This window comes from Bradyrhizobium zhanjiangense (assembly GCF_004114935.1).
In the GTDB taxonomy this organism is placed as follows: domain Bacteria; phylum Pseudomonadota; class Alphaproteobacteria; order Rhizobiales; family Xanthobacteraceae; genus Bradyrhizobium; species Bradyrhizobium zhanjiangense.
Genome location: NZ_CP022221.1, coordinates 2,058,940 through 2,081,961, shown reverse-complemented (window position 1 = coordinate 2,081,961; position 23,022 = coordinate 2,058,940). Strand labels below are relative to the sequence as shown.

Below are 23,022 nucleotides of genomic sequence, written 5' to 3'. Positions count from 1 at the left end.
GAAGAGGGGGGCGTCGATCAGGACCAGGACGCGCGCGCATTTCGATACCCAGGGGCCCGCCGCCATCGCTCAAGCGCTTATATCCGCAGTTCGCCGAGACCGTCGCTCTGACCAAATCGGACTGTGCGTAGTAAGGAACAAGTATAGCAGGCAGAGATCGATCAGTATCGCCGCCGCCATTACGCTATAAGCCCAGGCGCTCTGCACTAAATCGATCTCGATCAGCACCCGTGACAAACCGAAGCCCACGATCCAAGCATCAAAGCTCATACAGATGCGTCGGAATATCTCCGGATCGAGCCGCCGAATGACGTAGGACCCCAGCGGGATGCCAAGCATGACACCGGGTATAAAAACATAGAACAAGCTTCCGCTTTCGGAAATGAACAAGCCGAGCTGATAATAGACCAAGGCGGTCACGCTCGATTCCGCCACGCGAACCAACGCTAGGCCGGCGCGGAATTCGTGTTTGACCAAGCCCTGGTTGTTAAACAGCATCGCTAAGGGGGGTCCGGAGATCGTCGTCACCGAATAGAGGAGCCCCAGCATCCACCCGAATGGCAGGCCGATCAGCCAGCTTGCTTCGATAGGGCGGCGCCAACCCGCAGCTTGCAGCAGGATCAGGGGCAGAATGATCGTGTAGGTGGCGAATTTGATCCATCCCGGCTGGAGCGAGGTCAACGCATAGCCGCCGAGCGCAATGCCCGGCAAGAGTCCAAGCAAGACGGGAAACACTCGTCTCCAAACCACCCGCACGCCCTTCAGATTGACGAGGAGGACGTAAACGTTGACGAAGACCTCGATGATGACAATAGCGGGGTTGAGAATGCGATTGGTGTAGAAAATCAGCGCAAGGGGTACAGTGAGCGAGGAAAAGCCGTAGCCGATGGCTCCATTTACAAAGGCCGCAAAACACGTCGTTGCGACCAGAAACCACATAGCAGCATCAAATTCAGGCATTTCTTAAACTTTCCCAATCCGAACGGCGTCGGGTCACGCATCGGGGAACCAGCGCCCGGTCGCAGGCTCATCCGCTCACCACACTGAGCGAACTGGATTGAATTTATCGTCATTGCTTGGCCAGCTGGGCATCAGCAGCGCCGGTGAGGTCGAGCTCGTCGGCGATGTTCGCGCGGCCGGAGCTCGCATCGGCACGGTGATCGGACGCGATCGCGACATAGACCGCCGGCAGCACGAAGAGCGTGAACAGCGTGCCAACAGACATGCCAGCGACGAGCACGAGCCCGATCGAGAAGCGGCTCGCGGCGCCAGCTCCCGTTGCAGTCAACAAGGGTATAAAGCCCGTGACCATCGCCGCCGTAGTCATCAAGATTGGACGCAGTCGGACGCGCGCGGCCATCTCTATAGCCGAGCGACGGTCAAGCCTCTCCTTGAGCTGCAGCTCATTGGCGAACTCAACCATCAGGATGCCGTGCTTGGAAATCAACCCGACCAGTGTCAACAATCCGACCTGGGTGTAGATGTTCATAGTCGCCCAGCCAAAGAATGGCGGGATCAAGGCGCCGACGATTGCCATCGGCACACTGATCATGATGATGAAGGGATCGCGCAGACTTTCGAACTGCGCCGCAAGCACCAAGAAGATGATGATGATTGCAAAAGCAAAGGTAATCGCCAGTTGGTTACCCTCGTGCACATATTGGCGGGCGTCGGCGAGAAAGTCGTGGCTGAAACCTGCGGGCAGTTTGTTTGCTTCGGCTTCGAGGAAGTCCACAGCCTGACCGATCGTGACGCCGGGCATCGGCACGGCCTGAAAGGTCGCGCAGTTGAGCTGATTGTAGTGGGTGAGCGCGTTCGGATCGGTCGCAGTCTCGATGGAGACTACGGTAGACAGCGGGAGCATCGCCCCCGTCGCAGTCTTCACATAATAGCTCCCGATTGCTTGCGGCGCCAGGCGTTCCTCACGTGGCACCTGCGGGATCACCTGGTAGGAGCGCCCCTGCAAATTGAAGCGATTGACGTAGTTTCCGCCAAGTAAGGTGGCGAGCGCGCTACCGATGGTCTGCATGGTGATGCCAAGCTCGTTGGCCTTGGATCGATCAACCTTGATTCGTACCACCGGCTGGTTGAACTCGAGGTCGGAGTCGCTCACCATGAACAGACCGCTCTTGCGCGCGGCATCCTTCAGCTTCGACATTTGCTCGTAGACGGATTGGAAGCCAAGCGTCGAATTGATCACCATCTGCACTGGTAGGCCACCAGAGCCGCCGGGAAGTGGCGGCAAGCTAAAGGCAAACGCGTTAATCCCTTCGATTTTCGACAGCTCGGCTTGGACAAGGGACTGTAGGGCGGTCGATGATCGCTTGCGCTCGTCCCATGGCTTGAGCAACATGCCGGCCATGCCACTCTGCTGGCCGCTAACGCCATTGAGCACGAAACTCAAATCAGTCTCGGAAAATTTTTGTAACGCTTTCTCAAGCTTGGTACCGTAGTAGTCGAGGTAGTCGATATTGGCGTATTTCGGCGCCTTGATTAGAGCGAATACGATACCTTGATCCTCCTCGGGTGCGAGTTCCTTGGAAATATTCATATAGAGAAAGCCGACGAGGCCCAACATGGTCAGCGCAAACAGCCCGGTAATCGGACGATAGTCGAGCGAGCGGTCGAGCTTGCGGCCGTACCATCGTGTCATGGCGCCGAACCCCCGGTTCACAACTCTTGCGACCCGCCCCTCCTCAGCGCGCTGCAGGAAGAGCGAGCACATCATCGGCGACAGCGTCAAAGCGATCACGCCCGACACGATCACCGCTCCGGCTAGCGTAAACGCGAACTCGCGGAACAGCGCACCGGTGAGGCCGCCGAGAAATCCGATTGGGGCATATACCGCAGCCAAGGTAATCGTCATGGATACAACGGGGCCGACGATCTCTCGCGCGCCCCTCGTAGCAGCTTGGACAGGCGGCGCACCTTCTTCTAAATGGCGATGAATATTCTCCACCACCACGATCGCGTCGTCGACCACGAGACCGATCGCGAGAACCATGGCAAGAAGGGTCAGAAGATTCAATGAAAACCCGAGCGCCAGCATCATGCTGCAGACACCAACGAGCGACAAAGGAATAGTGACTACAGGAATGATGACCGACCGCAGCGAGGCCAGGAATAGGAAGATCACCACCACCACGACAACGACGGCCTCAATGAGCGTCTTCTCCACTTCATCGATCGATGATTGAATGAACTTGGTGGAGTCGTAGGCCACTTTCATCTTTAGTGACGGCGGCAAGTTACGCTCCATGTCTGTAAACAGGGCCCGAACGCCTCGCACTATGTTTAGCGGATTGCCTTGCGGGCTCGCCTGAACGCCGATAAAGACCGCGTGTTCGCCGTTCATGGCGACGCTGATGTCTGTGGTCTGCGCGGCAAGCTCGACTACGGCAATGTCCTCCATGCGCACAAAGCCGCCGTCATTGGCTTTGACGATCATGCGCTTGAAGTCATCGACACTCCGCAGATCCGTGTTTGCAGTGACATCGGTGATAGTGAAATTGCCCTTGGTCTGGCCGGCCGCGGCCTGGAAGTTGTTAGCGGCGATTGCAGCCGAAACTTCAGCCGGCGACACGCCGTGCCCTGCCATTTTCGCAGGATCGAGCCATAGCCGCATCGCAAAACTCTGACCGCCCAGGATGTCTGCCGCTGCGACGCCATCGACGGTTGCCATAACGGGTTGCACGACGCGCGAGAGGTAGTCGGAGATCGCGCTTGCCGTCAATTCCTCGCTGGAGAACGCGATATACATGACAGCGGTGGTCTGACCAGTCGACTTAGTGACGACCGGATCGTTTGATTCCTTTGGGATCAAATATTTGACTGAGTTGACCTTGGAGAGCACCTCGGTGAGCGCCTCGTTGGGATCAAAATTCAGCTTGATGTAGACTTGGATCGTCGAGGTACCGAGCACCGATGAGGAGCTGATGTAGTCGACGCCCTCGGCGGAAGCGACTGCCTGCTCCAGCGGAGTCGTGATGAACCCCTGGATCATGTCGGCGGAGGCGCCAGGATAGGAAGTCGTGATATTGACGACCGTATTAGATAGCTTGGGATATTGCCGGATCGGAAGTACGGTCGCCGCGCGAAAGCCGATCAGCAAGATCAGGAGACTGACGACAATAGACAATACCGGACGTTTGATGAAAAGCTCGGTAAATGCCATCTTGACTCGCATTTCCAGAGGGGGATGCAAATACGCCAGCAAATTGCGGTACAGCAATGATCATCAATGCGGCGACTGCGCTAAAGCCCGTAGTATGAGGGAAGCGTATCGGCTACTCTAAAGACTCACACGTTGCTGAGCATAGCGTGCCCAATCCTCCGCTTATTCATCTTCGTCGCTTGAATGAAGGTTGGTTGCGCTGTTCTGATCACTCATCGCGATCTCGAATAGTGAGCACCTTCTTAAGACACAGCCCCTTAGTCTTTTTGCGTGCAACCGGACAACGGTCAGACTCAAGATGTTCGTCCTCACACCTGATTGGAACGCAACGACTCCTAGCAAGGCGTCACTTCGGGATTCGCGCCGCCCCGTCGATCGAATGATCCGGGTTCGAGATCGAAAGTACAAACGACCTGACGGGTGCTCAACTCTACAAAGGTAAGTGGGCAATATAGAATGGCCTGCAAAACACTATACCAAGGTTTGTCGACACGCTCGCTGGTCGCAGCCCAGCGAAACTTGTGACCTTGCCAGACGCAAAGTTCTCGGTCCTACAATATTCCGCAAGCCTCCCTCTCGGATCGCTAACTCGCTGAACAACGTCTGCTCGGAGTTCGCCCTTGCTAACATCGACACGTCTGTCGGAACGGTTGGCTTGAGCACTTCTTCCAGTTCAATATGCCGCGTAATGTTGGCTACGCATTGAGCTACGGAGTTGGCAACGCCAGTATTACGTTGTCGATCAGCCGGGTCGATCCAACGTAGGCTGCTGCGCAAAGCGCCGCGGGGCGTCGCAGTGGACTGTCGGCGGCGTTGAGCGTGTCACCGTCCACAAGTTCAAGATACTGGAGTCGGTCAAATGTCTCTAAATGTCTTGGCGACCGCAATTAGCCTTTCTCCCGAGCGGAATTCATCGAGCGCGGCGGAGAGTCCACGATTGAACGCAAGGGCCCGCTGACGTTCTTCCTTGCCGAGATACCGGTTGCGACTGCTCATCGCGAGCCCATCCTGCTCGCGAACGGTCGGTACGGTGACGAGCTCGATTGGGAGATTGAGATCAACCGCCATGCGACGCACGACTGCGCATTGCTGAAAATCCTTCTGGCCAAAAAAAAACAGCACGTCGGGCTGCACCATGTTCAACAACTGGCATACGGCGGTCGCGACACCGCGAAAATGTCCAGGCCTGAAGGCTCCGTACAGAGGTTTGGCGAGGTCGCACGGTTCAATTAAGGTCTCGAAATGACTCGGATAAACTTCCTGTGCATCCGGCGCAAAGAGGAACGCAACACCGGCGTCGCGGCACAGTCCCTCATCCTGCAAGAAGTCGGGCGTGTAGGTGCTGAGATCCTCGTTCAGTCCGAACTGAGTGGAGTCGACCTGACGTTCGTTCGCCGGGCTCAATCAAGCCAGCCCGGCGTCCGATCGTGCCGGCGGCCGACTGAGCGCATAGCCGCGCGCCAAAATGCGCGCTTACCATCGTCGTATGCAGGCGGGCGCGGAAGTCGACGTCGCCTTTTCTACTGAATGAAAGAGGCGGCCTCGGTTAGTGGCCTTACTTTGCCAAAACCAGGATCGCAGTCGAGCGCGGCCTCAACATCAGAGGGCGACTCTTCGCTTAAACCATTTCCTTGGTAGGCCAATGTAGTAGCCACGCCTCCGAAGTTCCGGCTCGGACCTGTTGAGCGTTTCGCAAATGGATTCCACAGGCGCGCCTGCATCAACAAGCTCGCGCAACAGTTCATCTTCCCGTCTGGTCCAGCGAGGAGAGCGGAGAGCCGCCTTCAAGTTAACCTCTTAGCCCTGAATTCATGCGGTTCTAGAGAAGAACTGTCCGCCAGCCCCGGCCAGCCTGTTCCGTGCCGAGCGCATTGCCAAGCTTGCTCTGCGATCTCCGCGTTCGTGCTCTGGAATGCGCAGTACAGTCCCAATCGGGATGACGAAAACTCATCTGAACAGATTTAAGTGTGATCAACTGCATGGCCTCCCATAGCGTCGCCTCGGCTACCCAGTGATCGTGTCCTCCTCAAAAATGCCGGCGGAGGAATTCCTTCGAAAGCTATACGTTGGCATAGCCGAAGCTGGTCCTATGCCAACGAAATTTTTGAGCCACTAGGACTCACCCAGACCGTGACGGACAACCTGTGAGATGGGCGTGCGGCCCTGGAGTTAACCTGCGTGCGATAGCCTATGGCTAGGATCGCCCGCCGCGGCCAAAACCGGCAGTACCAAACTCATGCAGTGGACCGGGCGCCTTGGTCGCAGCCAAGGCCGCCTCGGCCAGCATGGCGCGCGCAGAACTGCGGCCGATCTTGCTGATGCGGCCGTGATGGGCAGCTCCCAGTCGCGACAGCCGCACCCGCGGGTTGAGCCCGAAATCGCTCACCAGCTTCTGCGGGCTGTTGAACCGGCTGATCCTGCGGCGCAGTCCGCGTGATATCAATGCGGCCTGCATGTGTCGTGTGTATCGGGCTGCCCGGACCTTTGCGTGCACCGAAATGCTCCGTGACGAAGACTTAGAAGACGGGCACAAAGAACACAGCGAGGAGCGTTGCTGAAATCATGCCACCGAATACCCCGGTCCCGATGGCACGCTGGGTTTCGGCGCTGGCGCCGCGGGCAAGCATCAATGGGACCACACCGAGTGCAAAGGCCAGTGAGGTCATTAGGATCGGACGCAATCGACGCCTGGCTGCTTCGACGACGGCGTTCGTAAGCCCACGCCCTTGATTGCGAACGTTCTTGACGAATTCGACGATCAGGATCGAGTTCTTGGCCGAAAGACCTATGATAGTAATAAAACCGATGCTGAAGAAGACGTCATTTTCGAGCCCGCGCAGATGGGCCGCGAGAACGGAACCGATTATTCCAAGCGGCACGACAAGCATCACCGAGAACGGAATTGACCAGCTCTCGTAAAGCGCCAGCCAGCACCAGAAGGACGACCAACATGGAGAGAGCAAGCAGGATTGGCGCCTGCGAGGCAGATTGCTTCTCCTGCAGAGACTGTCCAGTCCACTCGACTGTGAAACCTGGGGGCAGTTGTGAGGCTAGTCTTTCCATTTCCATCATCGCGTCGCCGCTGGCTATCCCCGGGTGCAGCCCCTGCCGGCAATGCGCATGGCCGGGTAGCCGTTGTAGCGCACGAACTGGAGGAGACTGGTTTCCCAGACCGGTGTGACGAGTTCTGAAAGGACACCATAGCGCTGCATTGTTGCTGACGTAAAGCTTGAGCACGTCGTCAACCTGCATGCGGCTCGTCGCATCGCACACGCCGCGCCCGTATCACCACGGTTGTAGTGCCGGCTTGCCTGCATCCACGCCAGATATGCTCGGGCCCGTTTCTACGCGGCTGAGGTGAGTGCCCGTAGTTGCCCAAGCTTGGCGCGGGCAATCGTGCTGATGTGCATGTGCCCATCTCGTGCGGCCATTACCACACCAATAGTGCGCCTTTACGCCGTGGGCCAGCCACCAATCCTGGTAGGCGTCCCATGATCGCTCTTGGCACTACAATTCCGCCGCCCGTGGGAGCTTAAGACACTCCCGCGAAGGCGAGGTGGTTAGCGTTGTTATGGCAAGGTTGGCCACTGAAGTTAGTGGGGCGTGGTAGGGACAGCGCTTTTTCGGACCAGCACAAGCGCCGAGTCACGTCCGGGCTAACTTCACCGGCAGCGTGGGCGCGGCAGGGACAGCGTCGAGTTCTCTTGAGTGAAGGCGCCGAGTCGCACCTGCGTTGCCGTCAATATCAAAGGGATTAACCCAGTAGTTAGCTATGAAATGGAGGTATGAAACATACGCCGGGCTAGCCGAGATCATTATCGTGCCGGGAGGATGCGCCCTCCTGTTTGATGGTCAGGTTTTAGGCCAGTATATCTCGCCAGTCATAGCAGCAGAAGAGTTGGCGAACGGGAGATGTCATTGGCCGTGGGCTGGAGATCCTACAAAGATGGGTATCCCGCGAGACTTGTCTGAGTGGCAAAGCATCCCATAGCCGCGCCGCGTCGGCTAAGAGCACAATGGTGAAACGCGATCGAGCTCTCACCCAGATTAGCTCGCTACGCGATCTGGGGCGATGGGTTCGGATGGACTGTGATCGGTGTTGTGCAGGCCGCATGCCAGCGCAACGTCACCTTCACGGGGCTTTTGATGAGGGACGCTGCCGACTTGGCCGACGCGCTGTCTTGGATCTCTACTTTCAAGCATCGTCGATCGCGCAAGTTATGGCAGGGGCGGACTGCGCCTGTCCTCCAGCCCGACTTGATCCCCCCAACTAGCTCTGGGACGATCTGAAGAGCATCTGTTCGTCGATAGGAACGAGCGCTCTAGTACGGCAACAGATCACCGTATTCCTCCACAATAAGGCGTCAGGTACGGGTTGATTCGAGTCGCAATGGACGAGGACGGCACAGTAGAGCTTCGGCATGCGAATCTTCAACTCGACAACGCTCGGCTCGTTAAACGGTGCCAACGTCCGCTCGATTAAGTCCGCATAAGGAAGCGCGTCCGCCGTCCAGCCGAGTGGCACCAGCGTATCGGCCAAGCTCCAAACCACATGGCGCTAAGACACTATGGCAGCCGCTCCCAGGAGAAGAGCGCGCCAATACCATTTCGCCGGATTGAGCAACGGAGCGATGGTAAGGTGGACCCCGATTCTGAAAGCGGCGTCTGCGAAACGAAATCGGCGTCAAGTACGGCGACAAAGGCCGTGGAAAGCGGCAAAGAGTCGTGAGGGCAGCAGCATCAGAGCCCGTAGCGCGTAAGAAACCGACGGAATTGTGCGATCGGGGCCGCCGGTGCAGATAACGCGTCCAGTACTCCCAATCGCGCAGTCGAGATCTGGCTCTCCTGCGAGATCTGAAACAATCACGGTGACATCAAAGCGCTGGAGGTGCTGCGCACTTGGCCCCCGCAAAGGAGCCTCATTGTAGGATTCCCGATGAAAACTCCGTCGCGGGCTGACGCGAGTTCGGCCTCGAGGTTGTTAACTCGATCCGAGAACTCGATCAGCGGCTGGCCGAGCTTAATGTCGAGAGCGAGCAAGTGAAAGCGCGCATCGTCCATAGCCTGTTCGTGTCTGATCTTCGCTACGCTCAACGACGGGCGTTGTTGGCATGTCTGGAACATACCGATGGCCAATACACGCGGCGTGGCTAGGATCTCGTCAAGATCGTCGACTGCACTACGCTGAGCGTCACCGCGGGCGTCGCCGAATGTATGTATGATCCGTGGCGCGGCCTCCAGTTTCGATTGTTTGGGGACGATCATTTGTACGAGGTCCGTGCCGAAACGCTGCCGTCAGATGACGCCGGCGTCCTAAAATGGTCCAACATCTTCGATGCTTCATTGAACGATTTTGACCAGGATTGCTCACGACATCCAGGTGGCACGTCACTACTCCAAAAGGCGTCTTGGAGTCGGCAAGATTCGTCAGAAGATCGACCTGAACGTACAGAGAGGAAGCCGTCAATTTTAATGCGCCTTGCAAGGGAAGCGCTCCTGCATCGTCGTTCCGATATCAAATGATAAGCAACGCGTGCTTCAGAAAATACGGCATCTCAATTGATTAGTCTGACCTCGGCGGCTCTGTACTTCGATCGGCGTTTGTTGAAGCGACGATCGAAAGACACGCGCGTCCCGGGCACCAGATCAGCCCCTGTGCAGTCGCAAAGGTCCGAAATGTGCACGAACAAGTCCACGCCGTCGCAGTTGTCGGGTCTGATGAAGCCCCAGCCATTCTCAACACTGTAGGACACTACCGTTCCAGTCTGCATCTCTGATCTAACGTGTGTTCGAGGCTATGGCATGGCCTCTTAGGCGCCGGAGTCGCAAGCCACAGCAAATCGGCGGGGCGGACCAGACGCTCGCGACGCCGAGCCCGCCCCTAACATCGCCGTATCTGGAGCAATACGTGATGGTACCGCTAACCAAGCAAAGGCCGTGCCGAATTGAGAATTGGATGTTCAGCAGGGACTTCGTAGCGGGCTGCAGGGTCAAGTTGTCGACATTCGTTTAAGAGCTGACGTCCGTCGTCAGATAACTCCTTGAACCAGCTGTAATACATCGAGGCGGCAATGCCTTCTGGGCGGCAGATCTCGAGATGTTCTCCTTGCCGCGCACAGCACCATGCGGATCCTCTCTTCCGGCGAATAATGCCGGCGCGTCTGTCGCCTAATGTCTTTTTACAACTTGTTCTGCCGGTGCTTTGCCCGGTCCGGATTTCTGTTTCATCTTCGCTCCCGCTGGCTACTATGAACCAGGAACTCCTCCCAAAGCAAAATCACACTGCCTGCTTCACAGGCCCAGACGGCGAACACTCTTTATGTCAGCGTGGCGCCTCGGCTGGCTAAGTGCGCGCAAGGTCAAGCGCCGGACGCGGTGTCATGTCTAGGACAGTTCGCGAAGCTGGAAGCAAGCATGGATCGTTTGCGCCGGATCAAAACCACGCCGCACCCCACGTGCGTGTCAGTCGGCAATCTGCACGTCCTTCGCTATGGCGAGTAAGGTCTCGACTTTGAGGCTGCCGGCCAGGAAAGCTGTCGTAGGCTCGTGGCTCAACAACGGTCGCCTACTGTGCAGATCAGGCTGCTTCGCCGGATCATGCATCCTGCTGTAAGACGGGCTCGGCTTGAAGACTGTGAACGTCTTTTGAACGCATCCGGAAATGCGCAGCATCTTCTCGACTGAAACAATCTAAACGGCAGGGGACACTGCTTCGGTGGCAGTCCGAGGCAGCTCGCAATACTGAACTCGCTTGAGAAGCCGCGTTCTTGAGAGTGAACCAAGTCCATCGTTCATGGAAGCCGCTCCTCTTGTTAGTTCTTGTGCGTGGTGGAATCCGCGCGAAGTTGATGGATGCTAGAGAGGGCAACGATGCGCGTATTCGAGACAACGCAAATTGGCCGGCCCACTAGTATCCGAAGGGAAGTGCCTCGGAGATTCCAGGCCGAAACCGACACGAACCCGGTGCAGACCGTCACGCTCGATGTACCAGGTACTATCGCATCGAAACGTGAAGGCGCCAGCTTTGAAGTGACAGGGCTTCGTAGGTGCGTGCTCAAATGTTTGAGTATTTTCCTGAAAGCGCAGGTATGATCACCATCATTGGCTGGGAATTTCTTGTTCGAAGCCGCCCTCCGTCTCAGCCAGCTTCCGGAACGTGCGGAGGTCGACACGTCCGCCTGAGGGAGTATCAATATAGTCTATGTTTACTCCCGATCTCTCAAGACACTCCGCCTTCCACAGGGCTTCTCTTGCGCTCAAACTTTGAACCGAAAAATGCCTACGGCTAAACCCCGTTCGATGACACCTAATACTGTAGGGCACGGATCCCCCCCGTTGAGAGCGACAGTATAACGAACTTCCCGTAACAGTGCGACCGACCATTCTTGATAGGTCCTTGCGGGCGCGTTTGCGCCATCTCCGAGGCTCCTGAGCTTCAAACCGACTTTCTGAAGCAGAACTGTGAGATCCTCTCCAATCAAAGTGCCAGACATCTGTCGAACTTTAATCTGAAGTGAGTCAGAGCCAGTACGCTGGATGGCTACGGTTATCGTCTCAAAGTCTGTCGGACCGGCAGCAGAACGAGAAATGTTGCGATACAATTGCGCTACGATCCAGGCAATGGCGAATTGTGCATCTGCCGAAGGAATATTCGCAAGGAGCTAACGTCGGCTGGTGCACCCAGGCGCGGAGATCGGCACGCGGCAGATCCCCGGCGCAGGCGGCCCCTATCGCTTTTTTGAAAAGCAGCTCGCGAAGGGCGGCCGCGTCGAGCATCTGCTCGGCCAGAAGCTTCTTCAGCTTCGCGCTCTACTCTTCCAGCGCCTTCAGGCGCTTGGTCTCAGAGACATCCATGCCGCCGAATTTAGCCCTCCAATTGTAGATCGTCGCTTCGGAGATCCCATGCTTGCGAGCCAGGTCAGCGGTTTCGCCCAAGCCTCATCCTCCTTAAATACCGCGATAATCTGCTCTTCCTGAACCTTGCTCGCCTCATCTGTCCGTCCCTCTTCGGGCCGGAGTCTAACTCCTTCGCCTTCTGGAACAAATAGTTAGTGGCAGGTCACGTCCCAGATAAATCCGACAACTTCACGTCAAAAGAGGATGCGGAGCACCTCTACGGGAGCTACTGAAACTGGCGGTTTTCTAGCTTCTTGACTTGGGTTTTATCTGGACGACAGCCAACGGAGACCCTCTATGTACATACCATCCCACTTTCGAGATGACGACCTCGAGAGCATTCGAGCGACAATCCGCTGCGCCCGATTGGCCAACCTGATCACAGCGACATCAGATGGGCCACTTGCGACGCCTCTTCCGCTCTTCCTCGATGAGAGCGAAGGCAAACATGGCGCGCTGTACGGGCACCTGGCGAAGGGCAATCCGCAATGGCGCACGGCCCCGATTGGAGAAGCTCTGGCGATCTTTAGTGGCGCAGAGGCTTATGTGACACCATCCTGGTATCCAAGCAAGCGTCACACTGAACACGTGGTGCCTACATGGAATTACATCGCGGTCCACGCCCATGGGCCGATTGAGTTCTTCGAGGATCCTAAACGCCTGCTTGAGATCGTGACGCGTCTGACGAATATCCATGAGACGTCACGTGCGACGCCCTGGGCCGTCAGCGATGCGCCAGCGGATTTCATTGCCGTCCAGTTGCGTGAAATCGTCGGCGTGCGCATCCCGATCACCATGGTAGAAGGCAAGCGCAAGATGAGCCAAAACCGTCCTGCGCCTGATCGCGTTGGTGTCGCCACCGGCCTAGCGGCGAGCAAACTGGCACAGGACCAGGAAGTTGCAGCTCTTATCCTGGCTCAGGACTGAGACGATATTGTACATGACCGTGGCCAACAGCGCCGATGGACATTACATCTGCAGCTCTCACCGCTCCAGCGGCATTAGTAGAGATTAGCCCGGGCATACAATTACCTCGCCACATTTACTAACCGAACAGTCAGCTCGGGCTTATCGCGCTGTAGACACTTGTCCGTATTCTGACAGAGGCACAATATCGTGTCAGGTCCAGTACAGCGCGAATATCGAAAGTTCATTCGGCATTGTGGCTTGCCAGCGCCGCCTGGCATGGCCATTGCTTAAACAACTCGATCCAGAAACAGAACCACAAAAAACAGCAATGCGCACGCTCTGCAAACCCCATCTCACCTTGGAAGAACAATCCGCCCGTTGAGCTCACTGAATCGCGTTGCACGCCTGACAACTCTGTTCGGCCATATCCACTGCGACCACCCCAGACATGTAGACCAGCAAATACCTAGTCTCGAACAAATTAATATCGCACGATCGCGTCCCTTAGGTTCACGCACGAAATCCACCATTGTATTCGACTGGAATGGCACTCCTCACCAACGCGGTGTTGCAAACCTTCAATGTTATTTTGAGCCGCTTCAGCCGCGCGACCATCGACATGGAGAGGTTCCGAGAGGAGCTTGAGCTCCCTTTATCCATTGTTTTCCGCAATCTTTATATGTCGGAAGATGAAATCGAGATTGTGCATAGTAAGTAACGCCATTTTTCACGACTAATACGAATTCTTGGCGCGCAACGCTGACTTACGTAAATGGCCACGAAATGTCTTGCTCGCCGCTGATCAGAGACTCGCGCCAAATACCACGATTCGTTCAGTGCGCATTGCGGTACATGCTCGTCTTTCGCTTGGCACGATGCTTGCTGAAGATCATTCGCTCCGAGAGGCGAGAGAGAGAGAAACTGCAAGGGCTTACAAACGCAACATGAGCACAACAGCTTTGATCGGTGGCGTCGTTCCGAGCACCGATGTGGTGAAACGTGCAGCGCGCATCGGCGCCGAAATCAAAAATATCAAGCTATCAGGCGATCTACCGGATCACGCGATCGCTGCGATTAACAGCTTATTGCTTGAGCACAAGGTGATCTTCTTCCGTAATCAAGGACATCTCAATGACGCCGAGCAGGAGCGCTTTGCCGCTCGTCTCGGAAAGTTAGTGCCGCATCCCATGCTCGGTGCCACCAAGGGGATGGCGTCGCTCCTCGAACTGGACTCCACTCGCGGCGGCGGTCGCGCAGACGTTTGGCATGCGGATGGGACCTTCGCCGAAGCCTATCCCAAGATTTTGGTCCTGCGGGCCATTGTAATGCCAAGGTTCGGCGGCGACACCGTGTGGTCGAACACAGCTGCCGCTTATCTTGATCTGCCGCCGCCTCTACAACGGCTTGCCGACGGCCTATGGGCCGTTCACAGCAACGTTTTCGATTACGCCGGGATCGCGCGTATCCGTGAGGTCGACAAGAAGCACTTTGACGAGGTGTTCACCAGAACGGTTTTTGAGACCGAGCATCCCGTTGTACGCGTCCACCCCGAAACAGGCGAGCGGACGCTAGTGCTCGGCGCCTTGGTGAAGCACTTTGTTGGAGTCGGCAAATACGACGGACAAAAGTTGTTCGATCTGTTCCAATCTCACATCACCGCGCCCGAAAACACTGTGCGCTGGAACTGGCTGGAGGGCGATATTGCAATATGGGATAACCGCGCAACGCAGCATTACGCGGTCAACGATTACGGGGACCAGCATCGCGTCGTACGGCGGGCCACGGTCGAGGGTGACGTGCCTGTCAGCGTCGATGGCCGGAGCAGTGTAACGCGCTTCAAGGCGACCGAATAACTGCAGTCGGCACCCAGCGCCTCGCGTCTGAAAACCGAGAAAACCTGGTAATCGGAGTTGTATCGGGCGCGAACACACCTTTCCGACAAGATATCTCGGCTCTTGGCGCCAGCTCGGCAGCGCCTAGAATTAGCGTCGACCAACAGTCTCGGAAACCTTGAGCATCACTGTCCTTCGCCAGCGGCCGGTACGTGGCCTTCACGTTTCAGTTTAGAAAATCCTCGATCCGTGGCCATAAAGCGCGCCAACATGGGAGCGATGAGCTTAGTCGGATCGACCACTTGACCACCCTGACGCGTAAGCGCTTCTGCATATGCAATGAGATCACGATGCACGGCCGCAGGCAGCTCCGTACTCACTTTGACCGGCTTGTCGTCTGGAAGCTCTCCAATTTTGAGTTTTGGCATGTTGTCACGCTCTATAGGGCGTAAGTATGAGGTCATGATTGACAAGAACACGAACCGGGAAGCCAGGTCGTACAGTCAGAGTAGGCTGGATGCTGAGACTGCGGCGGACGACCTGCTGTCCGGTTTGATTCAGTGAGTCGGAGGCGCCGTGTCGCAATGCCTGGATGATTGCGCTGTCGTTGCTGTTGGTGTCCGAGCCGGCACCCAATTCGGTCCCGACCGCCAGAAGCGTCGATAGTGCCGCAGCCTTGAACAGTTCACCCCAGTGATTTTCGACCTGATCTTCGAGGCCTGCATATCCGGCAGTATCAGCGCCCGGCTGCCGCTCGAGAACGATTGAACGTCCATTCGGCATAATCAGTCGGGTCCAAACGAGCAGAACGCGCGACTGGCCGAAAGTGACCTGGCTATCATAGACCCCGATTAGGCGCGTTCCTTGGGGCACTAACAAGAACCGACCGGTGGGCGTGTCGTATACGTTTTCGGTCACCTGCGCGGTGATTTGGCCTGGAAGATCCGATCTAATCCCTGTAATCAGAGCTCCCGGAATCACAGTTCCGGCCTGCACGATGTAGGGTGAAGCGGGCCTGGCGATGCGGTCAGAACTGACCGTGCGGCGATCCACAGAACCACTCACAAAGGCAAGCTTTCGGTCTTGACCGTTTTGCGCAGATCCGTCATCGCCGGGCCCCGCTGCATTCGATGGCACAACGCGGTCACTTCCAACAGCCGCAGCTGCGGACGGACGTACTTCACTTCCATTGGTCGAAGCGAATAGATGACTGATGCGAGCAGCTTCGGTCTCTTGATCCCGCCGCTGCTGGTCCGGGTCAGCGCCGCTCGTCGGCAACTGGCCTTGAGCGGCGAGGATCGGTCGACCGAGGTCCCCGGGGAGCGGCGGACCAAGCTGCGGGATCGACTGGCGCGGGACGCCAGCATAGTCCTTCGGCAGCGTCGTTATGCCGTCGGCCACATTGTGGTGGTCGGTACTGTAAAGCTCATCGGCCGCTTGATTACGTGAGCGATTGTTCTGTAGCGACCACAGCACCGCTCCGCCAATGACAAGCAGGGCAACCGCGCTCCCGCCGGCCAAGACCTTCCGCGACAACCGCGTCACGCGCGGATGCTCTGCTCTCAAGCGGAAGCTCTCGGAATGCTCCCCTTGTGTCTCCGGCGGAACTGGTTGCTCGTCATCGTTTGCATTCCGGGTGTTCATTTCGACGGCCTCCCGTCAGTCCTGACAATCCTGACCTTCTGCTGATGCTCGCCGCCAAGCCGCAGTTCGGCGGCAGCAAACAGCCGATCGACGATCAATACGTTGGCGTAAGCGCGATAGTTGACTAGCTCGGTCTTGCCGTCTGGACCAATGACGAAGAGCGGAGGCATCTCGCCTTGCACGATCCCTGCCGGAAATTCGATGTAGACCTTGCGGCCGTCGTCATATGCGGCGAGCGGCCGCCAGGGAGGACTGTCCCCTTCGATGGCATAGCGGGAAATGCGCTGCGCCGGCTCCGGAAGAACGGGCTTCAGAGCGATCGAGCGCGATCGTTCCCGTACAGTTTCTGGATAGTACCAAGCAACGGAGGGCATGTAAGGTCGCTCGCGGGAGCGGAGCTCGATTAGGTAGGTGCGCCGGTCAGTATTGACCACAAGGTTGGTCTCGATCGAAGCTCGAGTCGGCTTGACCAGGATATGGACGCGCCGTGTGTCCCCGCTCCCGCTCTCGGTATCGCCCACGACCCAGCGTACGGTATCTCCGGCCGCGATCGGTCCTGATCCCGTCAACTGTTCTCCCTCCTCGAGCGCGATATCCGTTATTTGCCCCGGTGCGGCGTAAATCTGATAGAGCGCTCCGGGACTGTAGGCGTAGATTTGGGCTGCGTTGAAATACCCCCGCTTGCGCGGCTCAACACGGGCCGCGCTGTTTGCCGTCTCGACCCGGCTCACCGGCTCTGCGTCTTCCTTTCCTCCCGACTTACCGCCGAGTGCTGGCTTCCAGAGGGGTGGAACGTGAAGGGGTCTTGGTTTGTCGTCGAGAGCCACAGGCGGTGCCGGCAACGGAGGAACTTCAGCGTCATAGCTGATCTCCGGCGGAATGTAGGTCGCGCACCCGCCAAGCATCGACGAACTAAGCAGGAAAGCGAACAAAAATGCACGTTTCGAGTTCACGAACTCGGGCCGAGCCGAATAGAGCCTACGATGTTGGATGCGACGTTTCGTAGATACTTCTAACGTCATATCATTCACTGACTCAACTCCTTCGACCAGTTGATGGCGCGGACGTAGACGCCAAGGGGATTCTTGCGCAGGCGTTCGGCATCGCGCGGCGTTTCGATTACGATGGTGAGAATGGCAGTCCAACGCTCGATCGAACTCAACGCGCCGTTGTCGTAGACGCGCTGGGTCCACGCGACCCGAAAGCTTTCGGACGAAGCGCGAATGACGCTCGATACGTCGACGGAGATTTGCGCCTTACCCAGCTTGGCAAAGGGATCATTGTTGCGCGCGTAGTCGTTGAGCGCAGCGGCGCCGCGATCGGTCGTAAAATCATAGGCACGGAGCCAGTTTTGGCGCAGAACGATGCCGTCGGCTGGCAGACCTCTGACATCCTCGATAAAGCGCGCCAGATGGTAGGCGATCTGCGCATCGGTTGGTTGATAGTCGGTGTTGGCCGGCGCAACCCTTTGGGCTTGGCCGAGATGATCGACTTCGACAACCCAGGGCGTGATCGAGCCTTGGCTGGATTGCCAGACAAGGCTGCCAGCGAGACCGGCCGACAGCATCAAACAGCCGAACGCCATTAGGCGCCAGTTCTTGGCTTGCACGCGCGCTGATCCAATGCGTTCGTCCCACACTTGCGCCGCCTTTTGATAAGGCGTAATCGGCTCGGGCATGCGCCCGTAGTGAATTGATGGTCGTTTGAACATCGATGGTTGCCCCTGATTATCGAGTGATCGGTTTCAAGTCGTGGGATGGAAGGATTTGAGGCGCGCTGTGCGACGGAGGTGCACTGGTCCGTCTCAGCGTTCTCCTTCGGACAAATCGACGGAGGAGCCGCCGCCACCATGATCGCCCGAGCGGACGGCGTGGCCAGCAGCCGAGGCACCATGCCGAATGGCCTGAGCACGCTTCATGCGGCGAGCCCAATCACGCTGCCCTTCGGCCGGGGCGCTCGCGGCCTGCTCGCCCGCTTGGCTACCTCCGAAGACAGCCGCTGCTCGACGCAAAGGACTCGTCGCAGCCGAAGCGCCAGCTTCCGCTACACCAGCAAGGCCGCCGCTTCGATAGGCGGCTGATGCTCCGCTTATGACAGCGCCGCCACCGCGCGCGGCGCCTGCAATCGCACCGCCAGCGAGACCGGCACCGCCAGCGGCAAGTCCCGCGCCAGCCGCAACAATGCCGCCGGCAGCAAGGCCTGTTCCAATTGCAGCGCCGGCGCCGAGTTGGGGTCCGCCCGACACCAGGCCGTTTGCGATACTCGGACCGAAGATGCCGAGGCCCAGCAAGGAAAGCGCCGCGAGCACCAGCGTCATCGCGTCTTCAATGGTTGGCTGATTGCCACCAAAGCCAGTGGTGAACTGCGAAAACAGAGTCGATCCAATTCCGACGATCACGGCCAGGACCAAGACTTTGATTCCGGAGGACACGACATTGCCCAGGACCCGCTCGGCCGCGAAGGCGGTCTTGCCAAACAAGCCAAAGGGAATGAGCACAAATCCAGCCAGCGTCGTGAGCTTGAACTCGATCAGGGTGACGAAGAGCTGGATCGCCAGAATGAAGAAGGCGAGCAGCACCACGACCCACGCGAACAGGAGGACGACAATCTGGACGAAATTCTCGAAGAAACTGATGTAGCCCATCAGGTTGGAGATGGAGTCAAGCAGCGGTCGACCGGCGTCGAGTCCGACTTGGGCGATCCTTCCCGGTCGCAGGAAATCTGCCGCGGAGAGACTTGCGCCGGACGCTTTCAGCCCAAGACCAGCAAAGCTTTCGAAGACGATGCGCGCGAGGTTGTTCCAGTTGCCGATGACGTACGCGAAGACCGCAACGAAAAGCGTCTTCTTGACAAGGCGAGCGATAATGTCCTCGTCCGTTCCCCAACTCCAGAACAAGGCGGCGAGTGTGATGTCGATCGCGGCAAGCGTCGTTGCGAGATATCCGACCTCACTCCCCAGCAGCCCGAAACCGTTATCGATATATCGTGTGAACGTTTCGAGGAACTGGTCGATGATCCCCGTACCGGTCATGGCTTGCTTGCCTCAGGTGCCGCCAGGGGTGGATATCCTTGTGGGATTCGGCTCTGATCCTTTGGGGCGGGTGCCAAGCCCGCGGTGGAATCGTCTTGGCCAGGATCTGCGGGACCGTTCTTCTTGCCAAAGAAGCGTCGCCGGTTTTCGGCCCAAACCTGCCTGCAATGCTGATAACCTGCCGTTTTCTCCGCAGTGACGCTGCGACAGCGTGCGAGGTCAGAGCTGGTTGCATTTGTCGTCTGCTCCGTCTTCGGCAGCGCGGGCGACTCGTCGCTACCGCGAAGCTGAATCGTGCAGGCTGTGACGACCAACACGCCAATTGTCGTAAGCAGCGACAACGCCTTGAATGCCCGGATGTCGGTCATCAGTGGAACATCTGCACGTTGGATGATTGATAGCCCTGCCCTGGCGTAAGAAACCGCCGGAGCTGTTCGCGGCCCTGGTCCTGGGCCGCCGCGCGTTGCGCGGCTTCAAGGCTTTGCGCCCGGCCCTGCGCCGTCACGACAGCAGTGAGGTCGGCGAGCTGCTGCGCGTGCAATGCCAGAATCTGATTGCCGGCCTGTGTTGCCTGCAAGGCACCGCTAGCGCCTTGGCTTGAGCTAACGAGCACGGAGGTCTGGACGCGGTTGGTGTCGAGGTTGCCAACGATGCCGGCCTGGAGACGAAGCGCGTCTTGCGTTGCGGCATACGAATTCTGCCACCGCGATTGAGCGTTCGAGATCAGCAACTGATCCGACTGGCTGCTGGTAGCTGGCGCGTAGCTCGTCGAGAAGGCATGATCGATCTGCTGGACGTCGTAGGCAATGCGCTGGGCTTGGGCCAGCAATTGCTGAGTCCGCTGGATCGAAGATTGCAGTTCCTGTAGCGACGAGTATGGCAGGTTTGCCAGGTTCTTCGCCTGGTTGATCAACATCTGCGCCTCGTTCTGCAACGAGGTGATCTGATTGTTGATCTGCTGCAGCTCTCGTGCGGCAGTCAGGACGTTCTGAACGTAGTTGTTGGGATCGAAGACGATCAGCGCCCTTGCAGGCACCGTGACGCCCAGAATCAGCGCGACCGTGCCAGCAGCCGCCAATAGGCCAAGACGCCTCATAGCGATTTCTCCAGATTGATGAGATTGGGGATCAGGTCGATGGCCCAGGCGACGCCACGGTGCTGAAGCCAAGCCGGCACGAAGCCGTCAGGGCCATGTTCGGTGAAGAGCTGCGTGATGGCAGCCTGGTCTATCTTGGAAGAGGCTGCAGTGAATGCGAGAGCCACCTCACCAAGCCCGAGTTCGAACATCCGGTTGCCGCGACGGGACTGGCAGTAGTAGTCGCGCTTCGGCATTGCCCGGCTCAGTAGCTCGATTTGCCGGTCGTTGAGGCCGAAGCGTCTGTAGATGGCTGTGATCTGGGGTTCGATCGCCCTCTCGTTCGGCAGCAACAGGCGCGTTGGGCAGCTTTCGATGATCGCAGGCGCAATTGCGGAGCCATCGATGTCCGAAAGTGACTGGGTGGCGAAGATGACGGACGCGTTCTTCTTCCGAAGCGTCTTCAGCCATTCCCGGAGTTGGCCGGCAAAATCCTCGTTGTCGAGGGCAAGCCAGCCCTCATCGACAATAAGGAGTGTAGGGCGGCCGTCGAGGCGGTCCCCGATTCGATGAAACAGATACGCCAGCACCGCCGGCGCTGCACTCGTTCCAATCAGACCTTCGGTCTCAAAAGCCTGAACCGCGGCCTCACCAAGGCGTTCGAATTCGGCATCGAGCAGGCGCCCGGACGGACCGCCAAGGCAATAAGGCTGTAAGGCGCGTTTCAGAGAGTTCGATTGGAGCAGGACTGACAGCCCCGTCAGGGTGCGCTCCTCCCTCGGCGCCGAGGCCAGAGACGTCAGCGCCGACCACAGGTGATCCTTGACCTCCGGCGTGATCTCAATCTTTTCTCGTGCCAGGATTGCGCCGATCCATTCCGTCGCCCAGCCTCGCTCGGCAGAATCGTCAATCCAGGCCAACGGTTGGAGGGCGACTGGCTCTTCGCTCTCGTCGGACAGTGCGCCGCCGAGATCATGCCAATCACCACCCATCGCGAGCGCGGCCGCCCGGATCGAACCACCGAAGTCGAACGCAAAGACCTGCGAGTTCGGATAGCGCCGGAATTGCAGCGCCATCAAAGCGAGCAGGACCGACTTGCCGGCACCTGTCGGCCCTACCACGAGCGTGTGGCCGACGTCGCCGACGTGGAGGGAGAATCGGAATGGGGTCGATCCCTCGGTCTTCCCAAACAGGAGCGGCGGACCCTTGAAATGCAGGTCCCTGGCTTCGCCCGCCCACACGGCCGACATCGGAATCATATGGGCGAGGTTGAGTGTCGATACCGGTGGCTGCCGCACATTGGCGTACACATGTCCCGGCAAGCTACCGAGCCAGGCTTCGACGGCGTTCACCGTCTCGATCATGCAGGTGAAATCGCGGCCTTGAATGACCTTCTCGACCAGGCGGAGCTTTTCATCGGCCGCATTGGGATCGCGGTCCCAGACGGTAATGGTCGCCGTGACGAAGGCTTGCCCGATCTGATCCGACCCCAGTTCCTGCAACGCCGCGTCGGCATCAAGCGCCTTGTTGTGGGCGTCGGTGTCGAGCAGCGTCGATGCCTCGTTGGTCATGACCTCCTTGAGGATGGCGCCGATCGACTTTCGCTTGGCGAACCATTGGCGGCGGATCTTGGTCAGCAGCTTGGTGGCGTCGGTCTTGTCGAGCATGATCGCGCGGGTCGACCAACGATACGAAAACGGCAGGCGATTCAGGTCATCCAGGATTCCCGGCGTCGTGGCGCCCGGAAAGCCGACGATCGTGAGGACTCGAATATTGGCTGAGCCCAACATCGGCTCTAGCCCGCCGGTCAGCGGCTGGTCGGCCAACAGCGCATCGATGTACATCGGAATTTCGGGCACCCGAACGCGATGACGCTTGGTCGAGATCGTCGAGTGCAGGTAGGTCAGCGTGTCCTGATCGTCGAGCCAGGCGCATTCGGGCATGAACCCTTCGACGAGCTGCAGCACGCGGTTGGTTTGATCGACAAACCCGCGTAGCGCCTCGCGCGCGTCCGCGCCAACCGAGCGGTCGCGACCTTCATAGAGCAAGCGCTCTGCCCTGGCGGCGCCTTCCTCTGGCGGCAGATAGACGAAGGTCAGTAAATAACTGGACTCATAGTGGGCACCCGCCTCTTCGAACTGAGCTCTACGCTCGGCGTCGACCAGCGCGGATGCGACATCCGGAAAGGTGTTCGGCGGATAGTTACCGGCAAAATGGCGCTGCGCCTCGACGAATACGGCCCAGCCGGATCCCAGGCGGCGCAAGGCGTTATTAAAGCGACCCGCGACGGCGACGAGTTCAGCCGGCACGGCGCTATCCAGGTCGGGTCCGCGGAACTTTGCTGTCCGCTGGAACGAGCCGTCCTTGTTCAGGATGATTCCTTCGTCGACAAGGGCTGCCCAAGGTAGGAAGTCGGCGAGGCGCGCGCTGGAATGGCGATATTCGGCAAGGTTCAACATGA

17 protein-coding genes and 4 pseudogenes are annotated in these 23,022 nt (G+C 58.1%); 3 read left to right on the top strand and 18 right to left on the bottom strand.

All coding sequences use genetic code 11. The annotated features are described in order from the left end of the window. Positions 1-69: 69 nt before the first annotated feature. From XH85_RS10000 to XH85_RS09960, 10 genes and pseudogenes are all read right to left on the bottom strand, one after another. Complete coding sequence (locus XH85_RS10000; RefSeq protein WP_128931758.1) at positions 70-960, bottom strand: sulfite exporter TauE/SafE family protein; 891 nt, start codon at positions 958-960, stop codon at positions 70-72. Positions 961-1,069: 109 nt separating this feature from the next. After that, positions 1,070-4,174, bottom strand: a complete 3,105-nt coding sequence (locus tag XH85_RS09995) for an efflux RND transporter permease subunit (RefSeq protein ID WP_128931757.1) — start codon at positions 4,172-4,174, stop codon at positions 1,070-1,072. Between the two features lie 707 nt (positions 4,175-4,881). Then, positions 4,882-5,554, bottom strand: a pseudogene (locus XH85_RS44870) (pantoate--beta-alanine ligase); the annotation flags it as partial. 850 nt (positions 5,555-6,404) lie between these two features. Then, positions 6,405-6,590: pseudogene (locus XH85_RS48225) on the bottom strand (transposase); the annotation flags it as partial. Positions 6,591-6,690: 100 nt separating this feature from the next. Then, on the bottom strand, positions 6,691-7,062 hold the full coding sequence (locus XH85_RS47835; RefSeq protein ID WP_420809153.1) for an efflux RND transporter permease subunit: 372 nt from the start codon (positions 7,060-7,062) through the stop codon (positions 6,691-6,693). After that, positions 6,995-7,426, bottom strand: coding sequence for an efflux RND transporter permease subunit (locus XH85_RS47830; protein ID WP_420809152.1), 432 nt, complete (start codon positions 7,424-7,426; stop codon positions 6,995-6,997). The genes XH85_RS47835 and XH85_RS47830 overlap by 68 nt, the downstream gene beginning before the upstream one ends. Positions 7,427-9,037: 1,611 nt before the next feature. After that, positions 9,038-9,439, bottom strand: a complete 402-nt coding sequence (locus XH85_RS09970; RefSeq protein ID WP_128931754.1) for a hypothetical protein — start codon at positions 9,437-9,439, stop codon at positions 9,038-9,040. A 290-nt stretch (positions 9,440-9,729) separates the two neighbouring features. Further along, on the bottom strand, positions 9,730-9,945 hold the full coding sequence (locus XH85_RS09965; RefSeq protein ID WP_128931753.1) for a cold-shock protein: 216 nt from the start codon (positions 9,943-9,945) through the stop codon (positions 9,730-9,732). Between the two features lie 239 nt (positions 9,946-10,184). Beyond that, positions 10,185-10,402 (bottom strand): annotated as a pseudogene (locus tag XH85_RS46235) (transposase); the annotation flags it as partial. A gap of 1,491 nt (positions 10,403-11,893) precedes the next feature. Further along, positions 11,894-12,167, bottom strand: a pseudogene (locus tag XH85_RS09960) (transposase); the annotation flags it as partial. Positions 12,168-12,367: 200 nt separating this feature from the next. Between XH85_RS09960 and XH85_RS09955 the strand changes: the two are divergent. From XH85_RS09955 to XH85_RS09945, 3 genes are all read left to right on the top strand, one after another. After that, positions 12,368-12,997 (top strand): FMN-binding negative transcriptional regulator, encoded by a 630-nt coding sequence (locus tag XH85_RS09955; protein WP_128931752.1) that lies wholly within the window; start codon positions 12,368-12,370, stop codon positions 12,995-12,997. Between the two features lie 526 nt (positions 12,998-13,523). Then, complete coding sequence (locus XH85_RS46230) at positions 13,524-13,697, top strand: hypothetical protein (RefSeq protein ID WP_164934965.1); 174 nt, start codon at positions 13,524-13,526, stop codon at positions 13,695-13,697. 226 nt (positions 13,698-13,923) lie between these two features. Then, complete coding sequence (locus tag XH85_RS09945; RefSeq protein ID WP_128937183.1) at positions 13,924-14,832, top strand: TauD/TfdA dioxygenase family protein; 909 nt, start codon at positions 13,924-13,926, stop codon at positions 14,830-14,832. 164 nt (positions 14,833-14,996) lie between these two features. On the opposite strand, the gene XH85_RS09940 is transcribed toward XH85_RS09945, so the two are convergent. The 8 genes from XH85_RS09940 to trbE form a co-directional block, all read right to left on the bottom strand. Beyond that, complete coding sequence (locus tag XH85_RS09940; protein ID WP_128931751.1) at positions 14,997-15,239, bottom strand: DUF2274 domain-containing protein; 243 nt, start codon at positions 15,237-15,239, stop codon at positions 14,997-14,999. Between the two features lie 4 nt (positions 15,240-15,243). After that, positions 15,244-16,455, bottom strand: a complete 1,212-nt coding sequence (locus tag XH85_RS09935; protein WP_128931750.1) for a TraB/TrbI/VirB10 family type IV secretion system protein — start codon at positions 16,453-16,455, stop codon at positions 15,244-15,246. After that, complete coding sequence (trbG, locus tag XH85_RS09930) at positions 16,452-17,477, bottom strand: P-type conjugative transfer protein TrbG (protein WP_164934978.1); 1,026 nt, start codon at positions 17,475-17,477, stop codon at positions 16,452-16,454. Before trbG ends, XH85_RS09935 begins: the two co-directional genes overlap by 4 nt. A 5-nt stretch (positions 17,478-17,482) precedes the next feature. After that, entirely contained in the window at positions 17,483-18,166 is a 684-nt protein-coding gene (trbF, locus tag XH85_RS09925; RefSeq protein WP_128931748.1) for a conjugal transfer protein TrbF, read from the bottom strand. Between the two features lie 93 nt (positions 18,167-18,259). Continuing rightward, the gene (gene trbL / locus XH85_RS09920) at positions 18,260-19,486 is read right to left on the bottom strand and encodes a P-type conjugative transfer protein TrbL (protein ID WP_128931747.1); all 1,227 of its coding nucleotides are present in this window, start codon (positions 19,484-19,486) and stop codon (positions 18,260-18,262) included. After that, positions 19,483-19,854 (bottom strand): putative entry exclusion protein TrbK-alt, encoded by a 372-nt coding sequence (trbK-alt, locus tag XH85_RS09915; protein WP_128931746.1) that lies wholly within the window; start codon positions 19,852-19,854, stop codon positions 19,483-19,485. Before trbK-alt ends, trbL begins: the two co-directional genes overlap by 4 nt. Further along, on the bottom strand, positions 19,854-20,582 hold the full coding sequence (gene trbJ / locus XH85_RS09910) for a P-type conjugative transfer protein TrbJ (protein WP_128931745.1): 729 nt from the start codon (positions 20,580-20,582) through the stop codon (positions 19,854-19,856). Before trbJ ends, trbK-alt begins: the two co-directional genes overlap by 1 nt. Then, complete coding sequence (gene trbE, locus XH85_RS09905) at positions 20,579-23,020, bottom strand: conjugal transfer protein TrbE (protein ID WP_128937182.1); 2,442 nt, start codon at positions 23,018-23,020, stop codon at positions 20,579-20,581. Before trbE ends, trbJ begins: the two co-directional genes overlap by 4 nt. Positions 23,021-23,022: the final 2 nt, after the last annotated feature.

Excerpts from the sequence above, each read along its gene's own strand:
- trbJ (WP_128931745.1), bottom strand. The coding sequence starts at position 20,582 with ATGAGGCGTCTTGGCCTATTGGCGGCTGCTGGCACGGTCGCGCTGATT.
- trbK-alt (WP_128931746.1), bottom strand. The coding sequence starts at position 19,854 with ATGACCGACATCCGGGCATTCAAGGCGTTGTCGCTGCTTACGACAATT.
- XH85_RS10000 (WP_128931758.1), bottom strand. The coding sequence starts at position 960 with ATGCCTGAATTTGATGCTGCTATGTGGTTTCTGGTCGCAACGACGTGT.
- XH85_RS47835 (WP_420809153.1), bottom strand. The coding sequence starts at position 7,062 with ATGCTTGTCGTGCCGCTTGGAATAATCGGTTCCGTTCTCGCGGCCCAT.
- XH85_RS09940 (WP_128931751.1), bottom strand. The coding sequence starts at position 15,239 with ATGCCAAAACTCAAAATTGGAGAGCTTCCAGACGACAAGCCGGTCAAA.
- XH85_RS09935 (WP_128931750.1), bottom strand. The coding sequence starts at position 16,455 with ATGAACACCCGGAATGCAAACGATGACGAGCAACCAGTTCCGCCGGAG.
- XH85_RS09965 (WP_128931753.1), bottom strand. The coding sequence starts at position 9,945 with ATGCAGACTGGAACGGTAGTGTCCTACAGTGTTGAGAATGGCTGGGGC.
- trbF (WP_128931748.1), bottom strand. The coding sequence starts at position 18,166 with ATGTTCAAACGACCATCAATTCACTACGGGCGCATGCCCGAGCCGATT.
- trbG (WP_164934978.1), bottom strand. The coding sequence starts at position 17,477 with ATGACGTTAGAAGTATCTACGAAACGTCGCATCCAACATCGTAGGCTC.
- XH85_RS09955 (WP_128931752.1), top strand. The coding sequence starts at position 12,368 with ATGTACATACCATCCCACTTTCGAGATGACGACCTCGAGAGCATTCGA.
- trbE (WP_128937182.1), bottom strand. The coding sequence starts at position 23,020 with ATGTTGAACCTTGCCGAATATCGCCATTCCAGCGCGCGCCTCGCCGAC.
- XH85_RS47830 (WP_420809152.1), bottom strand. The coding sequence starts at position 7,426 with ATGCAGGTTGACGACGTGCTCAAGCTTTACGTCAGCAACAATGCAGCG.
- trbL (WP_128931747.1), bottom strand. The coding sequence starts at position 19,486 with ATGACCGGTACGGGGATCATCGACCAGTTCCTCGAAACGTTCACACGA.
- XH85_RS09995 (WP_128931757.1), bottom strand. The coding sequence starts at position 4,174 with ATGGCATTTACCGAGCTTTTCATCAAACGTCCGGTATTGTCTATTGTC.
- XH85_RS09970 (WP_128931754.1), bottom strand. The coding sequence starts at position 9,439 with ATGATCGTCCCCAAACAATCGAAACTGGAGGCCGCGCCACGGATCATA.
- XH85_RS46230 (WP_164934965.1), top strand. The coding sequence starts at position 13,524 with ATGGCACTCCTCACCAACGCGGTGTTGCAAACCTTCAATGTTATTTTG.
- XH85_RS09945 (WP_128937183.1), top strand. The coding sequence starts at position 13,924 with ATGAGCACAACAGCTTTGATCGGTGGCGTCGTTCCGAGCACCGATGTG.